Below are 15292 nucleotides of genomic sequence, written 5' to 3'. Positions count from 1 at the left end.
GACTAATCTCGGCCATCTACATCTCGCAGCCGGTCTCCTCGCAGGTCCGCATCACCGACTCGGGGTCCTCAGGGTAGTCGAGGATGGTGTACACGTTGCCGTTGTCGAGGTTCTGCTGGCTCAGCCCCTGCTTCGCCTGCACGATCATCGTCGCGATGCTCGCACGGTGGTCACACTCCCGGAACTTCTCGCCGACGCCCCACAGCTGGGGGAAAAGCTCCTTCCCTTCGAGTTCGCTCCGCAGGTCGTCGGGGTTCGTGTTGCCGACCTCGCCGATGGCCCGTAGCACCGTCCGCGTGCCGGCGTAGTGGGACGCCGAGAAGTTCAGCGGCACCTCGCCGAACTCCTCACGGAAGGCGCTGCTGTACTCCTGGGCGCCCTGCGCCGAGTGCTCCCAGTACCACGAGGTTCCGCCCGGGTAGAAGTTCTCATCGGTCATGATGTCGATGCCGATGGCGCTGACGTCGGACAGCGTCGCGGCCGCCGCGCTGACGATGGAGTCCTCCTGGAGGTCGAACGAGAACGCCTGGTTGACCCCACGGACGAGGTCCGTCCCCGTCACCGCGAAGTGGATGTGGTCGGCACCCGAGTCCCGGGCGTTGGTGACCGGCTGGGACCAGTCGTTCGTCCCCAGCGGCACCGCCTGCTCGCCGACGACCTCGCCGCCGTTGTCCGGAACCGAGTGGTTCTTGTTCCAGTTCTTGTACGACTGGGCCCACGCGTAGTCGGAGTAGAGGATGAACACCGACTCCCCGCCGCGCTCGTTGAGCAGATACGGCATTGTCACCGACTGCTGGACGGCGCTGTTCCCCGAGTTGAACACGTACGGGCGACACTCCGAGCCGGTGATAGCGTTCGAGCCGCCGACGCACTGATAGAGGATGCCCCGCCGCTGAGCGAGTTCACCGATGGACAGCCCCACCGCACTCGAGTAGTTGCCCGAGAGGATGTCCGCGCCGTTGTTGATGAGCTCCTGGGCCGCCTGTCGGCCGGTGTTCGGGTCGCCCTCGGTGTCCGCGAACTCGACTTCGACCTCGCGGTCGCCCGCGTCGCCCTCCTCGTTGGCGTGCTGGACCGCCAGCTCGAAGGCGTTCTTGAAGTTGTTGCCGTACGCCGCGAACGGGCCACTCGTCGGGAGCGGGGCGCCGATCTTGATGGTCTCGCCGCCGCCACCGCCGAGCTGGTTCAGACAGCCGGAGAGGCTCAGGCCACCGACCGCGGCCGACGCCTGAAGCAGACGACGGCGGTTCGTCACGCCGTCGACAATCGAGCCTGTCGTTTCTCGGCCGTCGTCGCCATTCCCGGCACTACCACTGGGCTTGTCACTAGGTGCCATACGCGTTCCATTACGGGGACTGGTATATATATCCCCCGACATCAATCAGATGGTGGACAAATAGAGAGTCGCCGCGGGCGCCGCTACAGGGGGCGGGAAGTCGCCGTCCCGGGGACGGCGGTTGCTTAGCGGCCGTACGAACGGGGGAGGTCCAGGACGTTGTTGGCGATGAAGTTCAGCTTCATGTGGTCGGTGACGGGCGCTATCTGCTGGTGCCGGGCGAGGCTCCAGACGGCCGCGATGCCGTAGTCGGCGACCGCACTGCCGCCGCCGAACGTCTCGACGGCGTTGTCGGCCGCCTCGAACGCGGCGTTGCCCGCCTGCAGGTGGCCGATGTTCGAGAGTTCGCCGACGTTGTCCTGCCCCTGGTCGTAGGCCCACGCCGCCCGCTTGACCATCGTGCTCGCGGACTTCATGTCGACGTACGACTGCGCGAGCGGGTGCTGGATGGCCTGGTGGGCGCCGATGGGTTCACCCCACACCTCGCGGTCCTTGGCCCGCTGGACGGCCTTGTCGAGCACCCACCACCCGCGGCCGAGATGTTCGGCGGCCGTGGAGATGCGCTCGGGGTTGAGCACCTCGAAGATGGGTGCGAAGCCGCCGTGGATTTCGCCGATGGCCTGCGACTCGTGGACCCGGAGGTCGTCGATGTGGACGGTGAACGTGTTCTCGCCGGCCGGCCAGTAGATGTCGAGGTCGACCGGTTCGTACTCGATGCCGTCGGCGTCCGGATCGACGAGGAACACCGTCAGGCCGTCGGTCCGGCGGTCGGACTCCTCCATCGTCTTGGTCCGGGTCAGAAGCGTGTAACCGTCCGCCTGGTCGAGCCCGGAGTTGAACGCCTTCTCGCCGTTGATGACGAACTCGTCGCCGTCGCGTTCGGCGAACGTCTGCGTGTTGAGCATGTTCGACCCGGTGTTCGCCTCGGTGACGCCGAGCGCCCAGTCCATCTCGCCGTCGGCGATCTTCGGGAGATACTCCTCCTTCTGCTCCTCGGTGCCGAACTTGGAGAGGACGACGCCGCCGAACACCGTGTTCAGCGTGAACTTGGCGACGGCGTCCCAGCCGCCGGCCTCGGCGATGGCCTCGATGGCGTACACCAGGTCCAGCATCCCCATCCCCTGCCCGCCGTACTCGACGGGAATCGGGATGCCGAAGAAGCCGGCGTCGGCGAGGTCCTCGACGAACTCCTCCGGCTCCTCGTCGGCCAGCCGCTTCTCCCTGAAGTACGACTCCCCGTATTCGTCCACGATATCCTTGGCCGTCTCGACGAGCATGGTCTGCTCGCCCGAACGCTCGAAGTTCATTCGAAAGGTCCTCACGTCGACTGTGAATCGCAGTCAATTATACATTACGGTACCACACCCCGCGTCCCGATTCCGGCACGGAGTTTCGCCGTCGGCTCAGAACTGGCCGAGCTTCCCCCGGTAGTAGAGGTCCATCTCCGCGACCGTGCTCGGCCCCTCCTGTCGGGCGGCGAACGCCACGGCGTCGGCCACCTCCTCGGGTTCTGATATCTCGCCCGTCTCGAACTGGTCGTCGACCGGGTCGCCGAGCACCTCGATGCCCGTCCGCACCTCCGCCGGGTAGACGACGGTGACGCCGATGTCGTCCTCGGCGACCATCCCCTCGATGCTCAACGCGTAGCCGCGAATCCACCACTTCGTCGCCGCGTACAGCGGCGTCGCCGGCCGCGGGTACTGGCCCGCGATGCTGGACATGAAGATGAGGTTCCCACCCGTCTCGCGGAGATGCGGTATCGCGGCCCGCGCCGTGAAGAACGTCCCGTCGACGTTCGTCTCCATCAGCCACCGATACTCCTCGGTCGAGGTGTCGTCCGGGCGGCTCCCCGGCGCCCCCACCCCGGCGTTCGAGACGACGATGTCGAGGCGGCCGAACCGCTCGACGGTCGCCTCAACCATCGCTTCGACCTCGTCTTCCTCCCTGATGTTCGTGGGCGCGACGACCGTCCGGGCGTCGTGGTCGTCCTCGAGTCGCGCCGCCAGGGCGTCGAGTTTCTCCTCGCTCCGGGCCGCGAGCGCCAGGTCCGCGCCGTCCGCGGCGAGGCGCCGTGCCGTCGCGTAGCCGATTCCCGAACTCGCACCGGTGACGAGGGCGACGCGGCCCTCGAGTGGCTGGTCTGTCGACATACGCCTGGTATCGAGGACGGCCGACATAACTGCTGGGGCGGGCCGGCGGCCGGCGACTCGGCCGCCAGGCGCCCCCTGCGGTACCATTAAGTGACGGTGAGGCGACTCTGTGAACGCATGGCACAGTCCGAGCGCGACCTGACCGAACAGCAGCAACGCATCAAAGAGCAGTTCGAAGCGGAGCGCGGCTACTGGTCCGACCTCTGGGGCGACATCCTGGAGCTCGATCCCGAGTTCCTCGACAAATATCGGGAGCTATCGGCCCAGCCCTGGAAGCACGGCGAACTCGACCCGAAGGTGAAGGAGTTCATCTACATCGCCATCGACTGCTCGACGACCCACCTCTACAACAAGGGGACCCGCGTCCACATCGAGAACGCGTTCGACCACGACGCCACCGTCGACGAAATCATGGAGGTGTTCCAGCTTGCGAGCGTGCTGGGCATCCACTCGGTGACCGAGGGCGTCCCCATCCTCATGGAGGAGGCGGGCCGTCCCGACGAGGCGACCGGCGAGGCCGCCGAGGAGCAACAGCGCCTCCGCGAGAAGTTCGAAGCGGAGCGCGGCTACTGGTCGGAGCTGTGGGAGGACGTCCTGAAGCTCGACCCCGGCTACTTCGAGGCGTACCTCGACTTCTCGGCTCACCCGTGGAACGAGGGGGAACTCGACCCGAAGACGAAGGAACTCGTCTACATCGCAATCGACGTGGCGACGACCCACCTCTACCTGCCGGGGCTACGCGTCCACATCCAGAACGCCCTCAGCTACGGCGCGAGCCGCAAGGAGATAATGGAGGTGTTCCAGCTTGCGAGCGTGCTGGGCATCCACACCATCACCGACAGCGTCCCCATCCTCATGGAGGTCGCCGAGGAGCGGGGCAAACTGCCCGAGGACGCCTGACGCCTCCCGACATGGAGTTCGACTCCGACCGGGGGCGGCCATGACCGCCGACCTGCGCGAGACTCCGACCGTCCACGGCCTGTTGCGCGGCGCCGTCGACCGGTACGCCGACCGGGAGCTAGCGAGAGTCGACGGCGAGACGGTGACCTACGGGGAGGCGTGGGAGCGCGGCGGCCGGCTGGCCCGCGCGCTCGCAGAGCGGGGTATCGAGCCGGGCGACCGGGTCGGCGTGGTGATGTCGAACCAGCTCGCCTACCTCACCGCCAACCTCGCCTGTGTCCGCGGCGGCTTCGTCAACGTCCCGATGAACGACATGCTGACGCCCGAGGAGTTCCGCTACATGTTCGCTGACTCCGGGGCGCGAGCGGCCGTCGTCGGCGCCGGCTTCACGGACACCGTCGCCGACCTCGCTCCCGAGTTGCCGGCGCTCGACACCGTCGTCGCCGTCTCCGAGGACCCGCCCGAGGGGCAACAGCCGCTCGACCGACTGCTGGCCGACCATCCCCCGGAGCCGGAGACCCCCGACCCCGAACCCGACGACCTCCTCCGGCTCTCGTACACCGGCGGGACGACCGGCAAGCCGAAAGGCGCGCGACACACCCACGGCATCCTCGGGATGAACATGCTGGCACACGTCGCCGCCTGCGAGATACGCGACGGCGAGGAGATGCTCGTCATGACGCCGCTCCCCCACGCCGCGGGGTACATCCACCTCGCGGCGATGCTCCAGGGGGCGCGGCTCACCGTCACGCAGGGGTTCGACCCGGAGACGTTCCTCCGGCTCGTCGACGAGGAGCCGATAACGTGGGCGTTCCTCGTCCCGACGATGCTCTACCGTGTGCTCGACCACGAGGCGCTCGACCAGCGGGACGTCTCGGGGCTGGAGACGGTGCTGTACGGGGCCGCGCCGATAACCCAGGAGCGGCTGGCGGCGGCGCTGGAGACGTTCGGCGACGTGTTCGTCCAGCTGTACGGCCAGACGGAGATGCCCGACGTGGGGATGGTGCTCCCGAAGCGCGACCACGTCGTCGGGGAGCCACAGATGGACTCGTGTGGCGCGCCCGCGGCGATGGTCGAGGCCGGCATCGCGGACCCCTCGGTCGAGTCGACCGTCGATCTGCTCCCGCGCGGCGAGGTCGGCGAACTGGTGATGCGCTCCCCGTACGTGATGGACGGCTACCACGGGAAACCGGAGAAGACGGAATCGACGCTGGTCGACGGCTGGCTCCGGACGGGCGACATCGCCCGCCGCGACGAGGCGGGCTACGTCTACCTCCTCGACCGCGCGAACGACATGATAATCTCCGGCGGGATGAACGTCTACACGACCGAGGTCGAGGACGCGCTCGACGCCCACCCCGCGGTCCAGCAGGTGGCGGTCATCGGCGTCCCGGACGACGACTGGGGCGAGGCGGTCCACGCGGTCGTCGTCGCCGACGGCGACCCGACCGAAGACGACCTCGTGGCGTTCGCGGGCGAGCGGCTCGCCGACTACAAGAAGCCCAAATCCGTCGAGTTCGTCGACGAAATCCCGACGACGCCGTACGGGAAGATGGACAAGAAGGCGCTCCGCGAGCCGTACTGGGAGGACGCCGACCGGGAGATCAACTGATTCGTTCCCCCGGTCGACCTCCGGAACCCGGACCACCCTGAAGCGCCGAAACTCAGACCACCTCGAACCGGAGCGTGCCGTCCGTCTCGCCGACGAACGCCACGTCGGCGTCCGGGTCGGGCCGCTCCGTCCCCTCGATTCTGGCGGTCACGCGGACGCCCTCCGGCCCGCCGACGTCGACGAGGCCGACCACGAACGGCGCCTCGCCCTCGTAGCCGGTGGGCGGCACCCGGACGACGGTGCTGGCGTACAGTCGCCCGTCGCCGGACAGTTCTACGGTGTCGAACGCCTCGGCGCCGCAGTCGCGACAGACCGCGGGGTCGTGGCCGTAGCGGGCACCACACGCATCGCACTCGTGGGCCGGGAACGGCTCAGACATCGGCGTCCCTCCCGAGGACGGTGACGGTACAGACGACCCCGCTCCCGCCGGCGTTGTGCGTGAGGCCGAGTCGCACGTCCTCGACCTGGTTCTCGTGGTCGCCGAGCAGTTGGCGGCGCACCTCGTATATCTGCCCGACGCCGGTGGCGCCGACGGGGTGGCCCTTCGCCAGCAGTCCGCCGGAGGGGTTGATGGGGTGGGGGCCGTCGACCGCCGTCTCGCCGGCGGCCGTCGCCCGGGCGCCGTCGCCCTTCTCGAACAGGCCGAGGTCCTCCGCGTCGCCGACCTCAGCGGGCGTGAAGCAGTCGTGAAGCTCTATCACGTCGAGGTCGTCGGGCGCGACGCCGGCCTCCTCGTACGCTCGGTCGGCCGCCGCGACCGTCGCGTCGAGCGTCGTCAAATCGTCGTAGCGGTGGGCGGCGTTCGGACCGGTGGAGTGGGCGCTCGCCAACACGTCGACCGGGCGGTCGGTGAACGACGGCGCGAGGTCGCTCGCGGCGAGCACGACCGCGGCGGCGCCGTCGGCGGCCGGACAGCAGTCGTACAGCCGCAGGGGGTCGGCGACCGGGTCCGACTCCAGCACCGTCTCGACGTCGACCGCCTCCTGGAACCGGGCCCGCGGGTTCTTCGCCCCGTTCGCCCGGTTCTTGACCGCGACCTCGGCGACCTGCTCGCGGGTCGCGTCGTGTTCGTGGAGGTAGCGGTCGAGGTACATACCGTAAAACCCCGGGAACGTCAGGCCGCTCGTCCCCTCCGTGCGCTGATGGGCGGCACTCCCCAGCGCCCGGGTGAACTCCGGCGTGTCCGCGTTCGTCATGCTCTCGACGCCGCCCGCAATCACCACGTCGTGGACGCCCGTGGCGATGGCGTTGTACGCCTGCCGGAACGCGATGCCGGAACTGGCACAGGCCCCCTCGACGGAGGCCGCGGGGACGCCGGTCAGTCCCACCTCGTCGGCGACGATGGGGCCGACCGCCCCCTGTCCTTCGAGGATGCCGGCGACGAAGTTGCCCAGATACAGCGCGTCCACCTCGTCCGTCGCGACCCCGCCGTCGTCCATGGCGCGTACCACCGCTCGACTGCCGAGGTCGGTCACGCCGGCGCCGAGTTCCCCGAACGGGGTGGTGCCGGCGCCGACGATGCTAACGTTTCGCATACACGGGGACAACGGAACGCGGGGTAAAGAGTGTTCGTCGTCCGCGGTTCATCGCGAAGCGAGGTGGAGGTGAGACCTCAGTCGAACAGTTCGACCGCGGCGACGCCCTCCGCACACCGCTCGGCGTCGGTGCGGGTCCACACCTCGAGTTCGACGACACCCGCGTCGGCGTCGACGGTCGTCACTTCCGCGCCGACGTGGAGGTCGGAGTCGGGCGTCGCTCGCCCGACGTTGCGCCACGACAGGTCCGTCAGTTTCCCGTCCGCACCGAGCCAGTCCATCAGCAGCTCCTGGATGACCGCGCCGTGGAGATGCGCCTGCACGAGGATGTTCGGGTGGCCCTCCTCGCGGGCGTGGTCGGCGTCGTAGTGGATGCGGTGGGCGTTCCACGTGACGGCGCTGTACCGGAACAGCTGTGGAATCGACGGCTCCTTCGTCAACTCGGGGAGTTCCTGGCCGGCGTGGAGGTCGTCGATGTTCGTCATTGGCGGTCACCCACTATCATCGTCTCGTCGCACGTGAGCACGTGGTCGTCGTCGTCGCCGTAGTACTCCGTCGTCTCCTCCATGAACGTGAGCGTCCCCATCTGCTCGCTGTCGCGCTGGTAGACGTCGGTGAACGTCGCCTCGACGGAGACGTGCTCGCCGGCCGTGACGTACCGGTGGATCGAGAGGTCCTGGCCGCCGCCCATCAGTATCGCCTCCGGCGGCAGTTCGATGGGGAACTGTGTCGGGTCGAGTCCGTCCTCGCGCAACTCGTCGGCCGGTGCGCCCGCCGTCGGGTCGATGACGGCCGACAGGAAGTTCGGCGGCACCACCACGTCGTCGTACCCCTGCTCGCGGGCGTACTCGGCGTCGTGGAACAGCGGGTTGTCGTCCTCGACAGCCCGGGCGTACCGCCGCGACATCAGCGGCGTGATGCGCCCGAGGTCGTACTCGACGGTAGTGCCGATGGCGTCCTCGTGGGCCGACGGGTCGATGTCGCTCGACATTCACTGCGCCTCCATCTCGTCGGGGACGCCGCCCTCGTCGCGGAGCGTGCTCTTCTCAATCTTGCCGATGCTGGTCCGGGGGAACTCGTCGACGAACACGATCTCCGCGGGGCGCTTGAACTCCGCGAGGTTCTCGGTGGCGTACTCGTCGAGTTCCTCGACGGTCAGGCTCTCGTCGGCCCGCTTGACGAGCGCCTTCACCGCCTCGCCGTAGAAGTCGTCGGGGACGCCGATGACACCCGCCTCCTCGACCTTCGGGTGGTTCTCGAGGACGCCCTCGACCTCGGCCTCGCTGACGTTCTCGCCGCGGGACTCGATGATGTTCTTCTTCCGGTCGACGAAGTAGAGGTTGCCGTGCTCGTCGAAGCGGCCGAAGTCGCCGGTGAGTAGCCACCCCTCCTCGGTGAACGCCTCCTCCGTCTTGTCGGGCATCTCGTAGTACGCCTTCATCAGGTTGCGGCCCCGTTTGCCGCCGACGGCGATCTCGCCCCGCTCGCCGGTCGCAACCTCGTTGCCGTCGTCGTCGACGATGTGGACCTCGCGGTCGAACGCGGGCCGGCCGATAGACGGCCACGCCCGGTCGCCGTGGATGGGTGCCATCGTCACGATGGTCATCGTCTCCGAGAGCCCGTAGCCGTTGAGCAGGGGCGCGCCGAACCGCTGTTCGAACCGCTCCTTCTCGTCGTCGGTGACGTTGATGGCGAAGAATATCTCCCGGAGGTCGTTGTCGTCGTCGGTGCCCTGCTCGGGTTGCGCCAGGAGCGCGCGGACCTGCGTGCCGATGATGCTCGTCACGGTCGCGCGGTGGCGCCGCAGTTGGTCGACGTAGTCGGACGCCTTGAACTCCTCGACGAGGACGAGTTCACAGCCGACGGTCAGCGACCCGAGCACGCTGATGGACTGAGCGTTGACGTGGAACACGGGGAGAGCGGTGAGCATCCGGTCGTCGGGGCGGAGGGCGGTGTGTTTGCTCGCCCGCTCGCCGGAGTACAGCAGGTTCGCGTGCGTGTGGAGCACGCCCTTCGGGTCGCTCGTCGTCCCCGAGGTGAAGATTATCTGTGCGACGTCCTCGCCGTCGATGTCGACGTCGGGCAGGTCGGGGTCGGCGTCCGTGACCACCTCGTCGAGGACGACGCCGTCGACGTCCTCGTCGTCGACGCGGCCGTAGACGGTCGTCTCGACGGCCGTCCCTTCACAGGCGTCCGCGACGAGGTCCGCATACGCCGGCGAGGTGATGACCGCCTCCGAGTCGGAGTTGTCGATGGTGTAGTTCACCTCACGGACGGTGTGGTTCGTGTTCGAGTGGACGCTGACGGCGCCCAACTTCAGCAGCGCGAACCACACCTGGAGATACTCGGGACAGTTCGGCAGGTGGATGGTCACCTTGTCCCCTTTCTCGATGCCGAGGTCGTCGTGGAACGCCCGGGCCGTCCGGTCGATCAGGTCGTTGAACTCCGCGTAGTCGTAGCTCCGCTCGACGCCCGTCGCCTCGTCGGTGATGAGGAACCGGTCGTCCCCCGAGAGCTCGACGCGTTCGCGCCAGAGGTCCCGTACCGTCTTGCCGTGTAGAAAGTCCATGCCGGTCGGAATATCGCGGCTATCCCGATTTATAGTTTTTGTTGGAAATTCTATATTTACGGGAGACCGGCCGGCTCGGCGAAAGCTATAAGCAAATAACGGAAAGAGTACGGAGGGACGACGAATCAATGAGCCACAACGTGCCAGCACAGACTGAGACGTTACAGTCTCAGGTGTCAGACTACGAGGAGGGACTGCTGCTCGAGATGTACCGCCGGATGCAGGAGATACGCGAGTTCGAGCGGAAGGCGAGCGACCTCAGCGACGCGGGCGAGTTGCCCGGCGCGGTACACCTGTATCTCGGACAGGAAGCCGTCGCCGTCGGAACCTGTCTCGCCCTGGCCGACGACGACATCATCGGCAGTACGCACCGCGGCCACGGCCACGTCCTGGCCCGGGGCGCGGACATCGACGCGATGATGGCCGAAATCGCCGGCAAGGAGCCGGGACTGAACCGCGGGCGCGGCGGGTCGATGCATATGGTCGACTTCTCGCTGGGTATCTACGGCTGTAACGCCATCGTCGGGGCGAGCGTCCCCCACGTCGCGGGAGCCATCCTGAGTTCCAAACTCGACGGCGACGACCGAGTCGGCGTCTCCTTCTTCGGCGACGGCGCCTCCAACGAGGGCGTCGTCCACGAGACGATGAACATGGCGTCGGTGTGGGACCTGCCGGTCGTGTTCCTCTGTGAGAACAACGGCTACGCGGTCAGCACCTCCGACGACTACGCGGTCGCCGGCGACAGCATCGCCGACCGGGCGGACGGCTACGGCTTCCCGGGCAAGACCATCAACGGTCAGAACGTCCTGACCGTCTACGAGGAGGTACAGGAGGCCGTCGAACAGGCCCGCGAGGCGTCCCAGCCGTACCTCGTCGAGTGCGAGACGCTCCGCTACTCGGGACATTTCTCCGGCGAGAAGGCGCTGAGCTGGCTGGAGGACCGTCCGTACCGCCCGGACGGCGAGGTCGACGACTGGAAGGAGGCCCGCGACCCCGTGGCGACGTTCCGCGAGGCACTCGCCGCAGCCGACGTCGTCGCCGAGGAGCGGCTCGACGAGGTCGACGCGGAGGTCGCAGACGAGATCGACGCGGCCGCCGAGTTCGCCGTCGAAAGCGAGTATCCGCCCGCCGAGCGAGCACCGGAGGACGTCTACGCCGACCAGGACTACTCGTACACGCCGGCGACGAAGTACCGATAACAATGTCAGATACGAGCTACATCGCGTCGATAATTCAGGGGTATCACGAAGCGCTGTCCGAGTTCGACGAGTCGTTCCTCGTCGGCGAGGACATCCGGCACGCGCTGATGGGGACGACTCGCGACCTCGTCGAGGAGTTCGGCGAGGACCGGGTGCTCGACTCCCCCATCTCCGAACAGGGGTTCCACGGGCTGGCGGTCGGCGCCGCCATGGACGGCAAGCGGCCCATCATCGAGTACCAGATCAACACGATGAGCTATCTCGGGATGGACCAGCTCGTCAACAACGCCCAGAAGCTCCGGCACATGACCGACGGGCAGGTGTCGATTCCGATGACCATCACCGTCAACACCTCCGGAGCACCGGGCGGGAGCGCCCAGCAACACTCCGACAACGCCTACCCGTCGCTTCTCAACTACGGCGTCAAGACGGTCGTGCCGAGCACCGCCTACGACCAGAAGGGGCTGTTCATGAGCGCCGTCGCCGAGGACGACCCCGTGATGGTGTTCTGGCCGGCCAACGTCATCGGTCACCGGAGCGAGGTGCCCGACGAGCCGTACCGGATTCCGCTGGGCGAGGCGGACGTGAAACGCGAGGGGAGCGACGTGACCGTCGTCGCGGTCGGCGAGATGGTGCCGGAGGCGCTGTCCGTCGCCGAGTCGATGGCCCCGGAGGTCGACGTCGAGGTTATCGACCCGCGGACGCTGCTGCCGCTCGACGAGGAGACCATCTTCGAGAGCGTCCGCAAGACGAACCGGGTCGTCGTCGCCGACAGCTCCAACCGCACCTGCGGGTTCGCGGCCGAGGTGGCCTCCCGCATCGCCAACCAGTCGTTCTGGGACCTCGACGCGCCGGTCAAGCGGGTCACCCGCGCCGACGTGCCCGTCGCGTACGACCCGCCCGAGGAGCAGTACGTCCTCCCCGACGAGGACACCATCGAGCGGGCTATCGGCGACGTCGTCCCCTGAGGGGACAAGCGGATACTTTATCACCGAGTCGGCAGTCGTTCGTGACACGGATGCACACGGAACTCCCCCAGGAGACTGACCTGCTGGTTATCGGTGGCGGCCCCGGCGGCTACGCCGCCGCCATCCGGGCCGGACAACTCGGCCAGGACGTCGTGCTCGTCGACAGCGAGCTCGGCGGCACCTGCCTGAACTACGGCTGTATCCCGTCGAAGGCGCTGTTGTCGGCGACCGGGCGGGTCGACGACGTGCTCGACGCCGAACACATGGGTATCTACGCCGACCCGTACGTCGACATCGAGGAGCTCGTCGACTGGAAGGACGGCGTCGTCGACCGGTTGACCGGCGGCGTCGGCCAGCTATGTCGCGGCGCCGGCGTGACGGTTCAGGACGGGCGCGCGTCGTTCGTCGACGACACGACGGCCCGCATCGAGAACGCCGGCGAGACGGCCGACCTCGAGTTCGAGCGGGCCGTCGTCGCCACCGGGAGCCGACCCATCGAGGTGCCGGGGTTCGCGTTCGACGACGACCGGGTGTGGTCCTCGCGGGCGGCGCTGTCGCCCGAGCGGGTCCCCGAGCGGCTGGTCGTGGTCGGCGCCGGCTACATCGGGCTCGAACTCGCGTTCGTGTACGCGCGGCTCGGCACCGACGTCGTCGTCTGCGAGATGCTCGACGGCGCGCTCCCCGGATTCGACGCGGAACTCACGGACGTCGTCGAGGCGGCGGCCCGCGAGCACGGCATCGAGTTCGCCTTCGGCGAGCGGGCCGCGGGCTGGGAGCCCGACGGCGACGGTGTCGTGGTCACGACCGAACGCGAGGACGGCACGACAAGCGAGTGGCGCGGCGACCGCGTGCTGGTAGCGGTGGGCCGCGAACCGGTCACCGACACCGCCGGCATCGAGAACGCCGGCCTCGACACCACCGACGCGGGGTTCGTCGAGACGGACGACCACGGACGCACCGCCGTCGACGGCATCTACGCGGTCGGCGACGTGGCGGGCGAGCCGATGCTGGCACACAAGGCCCACCACGAGGGGCTGGTCGTTGCCGCCGACGCCGCCGGCGAGTCGGTGGCCGAGCACGCGGTCGGCCCCGTCCCCGCGGTCGTGTTCACCGAGCCGGAAATCGGCGTCGTGGGCGCGACGCCGGAGGAGGCGACCGACGCCGGCCACGACCCGCTCGTCGGACAGTTCTCACTCGCCGCCAGCGGTCGCGCGCTCGCCGCCGGGAAGAGCGAGGGGTTCGTGCGCGTCGTCGCGGACGAGGACGGCCGACTGCTCGGCGGGCAGGTCGTCGGCCCCGAAGCGAGCGAACTGGTCGCGGAACTCACGCTGGCGATTCGGTACGACCACACGCTCGCGGAGATAGCCGACACGGTCCACGCGCACCCGACGTTCTCGGAGGCCGTGATGGAGGCCGCGGCGGCCGCACTCGACCGGAGCGTCCACGCGCCGTAGCTACGCGCGGTCCAGCAGAAGCGGCCACGGGTCGGTGAGGTGGCCGGCCAGCGTGTCGAGGAAGCGCGCGGCGTCGGCGCCGTCGACGACGCGGTGGTCAAAGGAGAGGTCGAACCCGCCGAACCGGCGGAACGCGACGTCGTCGCCGTCACGCACCGGCCGCTCGTCGATGCTGTCGACGCCGAGGATGGCCACCTCTGGCGGGTTGATGACGGGCGTGAACGAGTCGACGCCGAACACGCCGAGGTTCGAGACGGTGAACGTGCCGCCCGAGAGGTCCGCGGTGGTGTACTCGCCCGACAGCGCCCGGTCGGTCACCTCGCGGCGACCCTGCACGACGGCCGACAGCGACCGGTTCCCGACGTCCGAGAGGACGGGCGTGATGAGGCCGTTCTCGACGTCGACCGCGACGCCAACGTTCTGCTCGTCGTGGATGCGGTGGACGCCGTCCTCGAAGGTGGCGTTGAACTCGGGGTGCTCGTCGAGCGTCGCCGACAGCGCCACCAGCACGAGGTCCGTGACGGAGGCGTCGACAGCGAGGTAGTCGTCGACGACTTCCGTGGCCGCGAGCGCCGCCTCCATGTCGATGTCCCGGTGGACGGTGACGTGGACCGCCTCGCGGTAGCTCTGCCCGAGTCGGTCGGCGATGGTGCGGCGCATCCCCCCGAGTTCCCGCTCCTCGACGGGGGTCCGGGTGGCGGCCTCGCCGGGCGTCGTCACGGCGGTCTCGGGGCTCGCCGCCCCGCTCTCGTCGGCCGCATCGCTCGCTGGCGACGCCGCTCCAGCCGACTCGACGTCGGCGACCGTCACCGCTCCGCCCGGGCCCGACCCCTCGACCGCGGCGAGGTTCACCTCGAGGTCGCGGGCACGGCGCCGCGCCTTGGGCGTGGCCCGGACGTCGGTGGTGCCGGCGCTGGCCGTCTCGGCCGCCGTCTCGTCGCTCTCGGTGGGGGCCGGCTCCGCGTCGGCTCCCTCGACGTCATCGACCGTCACCGCCCCGCCCGGACCCGACCCCTCGACGGCCGCGAGTTCGACGCCGAGTTCGTTCGCCCGCCGCTTCGCTTTCGGGCTGGCCCGGACCCGTTCGGCATCGGCGGCCCCGCCGTCGCCGTCGTCCGGGGCGTCTGCTGTGCTCCCTTCGTCGGCGGCCGGTTCCGCGTCGGCCTCGACGGGGTCGCGGTCGACCTCGGCCGCCAGGGAGTCGATGTCGGCGTCCGGGGCGGCGACGATGCCGAGCGCGACGCCGGGGTCGACGGTCTCGCCCTCGGCGACGTAGACGCGCCGGAGCACGCCGTCCTCGCTCGCGGTGATCTCCGCGACGGTCTTCTCCGACTCGATTTCGGCGACTGGGTCGCCGTCGACAACCTCGTCGCCGGGGTCGACGAACCACTCGAGGAGCGTCCCCTCGTTCATACCCATGCCCAGTTTGGGCATCTTGATGATGTACGCCATCCAGGTGACTGGGTTGGAACAGGAGGTATATAAATCCGGTCGGAACCCCGGCAGGCGCACGATAACGGCGCATCGATACGGCGGCTACATTTATCAGGGAGCGTGCGGGATGGAGGA

General features: G+C 68.6%; 14 protein-coding genes. 5 read left to right on the top strand and 9 right to left on the bottom strand.

The genetic code is table 11. The annotated features are described in order from the left end of the window. Window positions 1–16: 16 nt before the first annotated feature. The 3 genes from NL112_RS07635 to NL112_RS07625 form a co-directional block, all read right to left on the bottom strand. Window positions 17–1336, bottom strand: coding sequence for an ABC transporter substrate-binding protein (locus tag NL112_RS07635; RefSeq protein ID WP_255152057.1), 1320 nt, complete (start codon window positions 1334–1336; stop codon window positions 17–19). Window positions 1337–1461: 125 nt separating this feature from the next. Next, window positions 1462–2643 (bottom strand): acyl-CoA dehydrogenase family protein, encoded by a 1182-nt coding sequence (locus tag NL112_RS07630; protein ID WP_255152056.1) that lies wholly within the window; start codon window positions 2641–2643, stop codon window positions 1462–1464. Window positions 2644–2739: 96 nt separating this feature from the next. Then, window positions 2740–3486: an SDR family oxidoreductase gene (locus NL112_RS07625; RefSeq protein WP_255152055.1), complete on the bottom strand. Its 747-nt coding sequence runs from the start codon at window positions 3484–3486 to the stop codon at window positions 2740–2742. A gap of 117 nt (window positions 3487–3603) precedes the next feature. On the opposite strand from NL112_RS07625, the gene NL112_RS07620 reads away from it, so the two are divergent. Together NL112_RS07620 and NL112_RS07615 are read left to right on the top strand one after the other, a co-directional pair. Continuing rightward, complete coding sequence (locus tag NL112_RS07620) at window positions 3604–4386, top strand: carboxymuconolactone decarboxylase family protein (protein WP_255152054.1); 783 nt, start codon at window positions 3604–3606, stop codon at window positions 4384–4386. Window positions 4387–4426: 40 nt separating this feature from the next. Beyond that, window positions 4427–5998: an AMP-binding protein gene (locus NL112_RS07615; protein WP_255152053.1), complete on the top strand. Its 1572-nt coding sequence runs from the start codon at window positions 4427–4429 to the stop codon at window positions 5996–5998. Window positions 5999–6050: 52 nt separating this feature from the next. Here NL112_RS07615 and NL112_RS07610 read toward each other — a convergent pair whose 3' ends face one another. The 5 genes from NL112_RS07610 to NL112_RS07590 form a co-directional block, all read right to left on the bottom strand. Further along, window positions 6051–6377, bottom strand: coding sequence for a Zn-ribbon domain-containing OB-fold protein (locus NL112_RS07610; RefSeq protein ID WP_255152052.1), 327 nt, complete (start codon window positions 6375–6377; stop codon window positions 6051–6053). Then, on the bottom strand, window positions 6370–7533 hold the full coding sequence (locus tag NL112_RS07605; RefSeq protein ID WP_255152051.1) for a thiolase domain-containing protein: 1164 nt from the start codon (window positions 7531–7533) through the stop codon (window positions 6370–6372). The genes NL112_RS07610 and NL112_RS07605 overlap by 8 nt, the downstream gene beginning before the upstream one ends. A 77-nt stretch (window positions 7534–7610) precedes the next feature. Beyond that, window positions 7611–8018: a hotdog family protein gene (locus NL112_RS07600; protein WP_255152050.1), complete on the bottom strand. Its 408-nt coding sequence runs from the start codon at window positions 8016–8018 to the stop codon at window positions 7611–7613. Beyond that, entirely contained in the window at window positions 8015–8524 is a 510-nt protein-coding gene (locus tag NL112_RS07595; RefSeq protein ID WP_255152049.1) for an FAS1-like dehydratase domain-containing protein, read from the bottom strand. Before NL112_RS07595 ends, NL112_RS07600 begins: the two co-directional genes overlap by 4 nt. Beyond that, window positions 8525–10102 carry an AMP-binding protein gene (locus tag NL112_RS07590; protein WP_255152048.1) on the bottom strand — a complete coding sequence of 526 codons (1578 nt, stop codon included), beginning with the start codon at window positions 10100–10102 and terminating at the stop codon, window positions 8525–8527. 128 nt (window positions 10103–10230) lie between these two features. Here NL112_RS07590 and NL112_RS07585 point away from each other — a divergent pair, with 128 nt between their 5' ends. From NL112_RS07585 to lpdA, 3 genes are read left to right on the top strand one after another with little or no spacing between them, the layout of a single operon-like run. Then, entirely contained in the window at window positions 10231–11301 is a 1071-nt protein-coding gene (locus tag NL112_RS07585; RefSeq protein ID WP_255152046.1) for a thiamine pyrophosphate-dependent dehydrogenase E1 component subunit alpha, read from the top strand. A gap of 2 nt (window positions 11302–11303) precedes the next feature. Next, window positions 11304–12269 carry an alpha-ketoacid dehydrogenase subunit beta gene (locus NL112_RS07580; RefSeq protein ID WP_255152045.1) on the top strand — a complete coding sequence of 322 codons (966 nt, stop codon included), beginning with the start codon at window positions 11304–11306 and terminating at the stop codon, window positions 12267–12269. Window positions 12270–12319: 50 nt separating this feature from the next. Further along, entirely contained in the window at window positions 12320–13723 is a 1404-nt protein-coding gene (gene lpdA / locus NL112_RS07575; protein WP_255152044.1) for a dihydrolipoyl dehydrogenase, read from the top strand. On the opposite strand, the gene NL112_RS07570 is transcribed toward lpdA, so the two are convergent. Then, window positions 13724–15175: a dihydrolipoamide acetyltransferase family protein gene (locus tag NL112_RS07570; protein WP_255152043.1), complete on the bottom strand. Its 1452-nt coding sequence runs from the start codon at window positions 15173–15175 to the stop codon at window positions 13724–13726. It lies immediately after the preceding gene. Window positions 15176–15292: the final 117 nt, after the last annotated feature.

Source organism: Halorarius halobius (genome assembly GCF_024298865.1).
Classification (GTDB): Archaea; Halobacteriota; Halobacteria; order Halobacteriales; family Haloarculaceae; genus Halorarius; species Halorarius halobius.
This window is presented reverse-complemented; position numbering and strand designations above follow the sequence as displayed.

Bases quoted from the DNA above. Each gene is read 5' to 3' on its own strand.
- NL112_RS07635 (WP_255152057.1), bottom strand. From the start codon at position 1,336: ATGGCACCTAGTGACAAGCCCAGTGGTAGTGCCGGGAATGGCGACGAC.
- NL112_RS07630 (WP_255152056.1), bottom strand. From the start codon at position 2,643: ATGAACTTCGAGCGTTCGGGCGAGCAGACCATGCTCGTCGAGACGGCC.
- NL112_RS07625 (WP_255152055.1), bottom strand. From the start codon at position 3,486: ATGTCGACAGACCAGCCACTCGAGGGCCGCGTCGCCCTCGTCACCGGT.
- NL112_RS07620 (WP_255152054.1), top strand. From the start codon at position 3,604: ATGGCACAGTCCGAGCGCGACCTGACCGAACAGCAGCAACGCATCAAA.
- NL112_RS07615 (WP_255152053.1), top strand. From the start codon at position 4,427: ATGACCGCCGACCTGCGCGAGACTCCGACCGTCCACGGCCTGTTGCGC.
- NL112_RS07610 (WP_255152052.1), bottom strand. From the start codon at position 6,377: ATGTCTGAGCCGTTCCCGGCCCACGAGTGCGATGCGTGTGGTGCCCGC.
- NL112_RS07605 (WP_255152051.1), bottom strand. From the start codon at position 7,533: ATGCGAAACGTTAGCATCGTCGGCGCCGGCACCACCCCGTTCGGGGAA.
- NL112_RS07600 (WP_255152050.1), bottom strand. From the start codon at position 8,018: ATGACGAACATCGACGACCTCCACGCCGGCCAGGAACTCCCCGAGTTG.
- NL112_RS07595 (WP_255152049.1), bottom strand. From the start codon at position 8,524: ATGTCGAGCGACATCGACCCGTCGGCCCACGAGGACGCCATCGGCACT.
- NL112_RS07590 (WP_255152048.1), bottom strand. From the start codon at position 10,102: ATGGACTTTCTACACGGCAAGACGGTACGGGACCTCTGGCGCGAACGC.
- NL112_RS07585 (WP_255152046.1), top strand. From the start codon at position 10,231: ATGAGCCACAACGTGCCAGCACAGACTGAGACGTTACAGTCTCAGGTG.
- NL112_RS07580 (WP_255152045.1), top strand. From the start codon at position 11,304: ATGTCAGATACGAGCTACATCGCGTCGATAATTCAGGGGTATCACGAA.
- lpdA (WP_255152044.1), top strand. From the start codon at position 12,320: ATGCACACGGAACTCCCCCAGGAGACTGACCTGCTGGTTATCGGTGGC.
- NL112_RS07570 (WP_255152043.1), bottom strand. From the start codon at position 15,175: ATGGCGTACATCATCAAGATGCCCAAACTGGGCATGGGTATGAACGAG.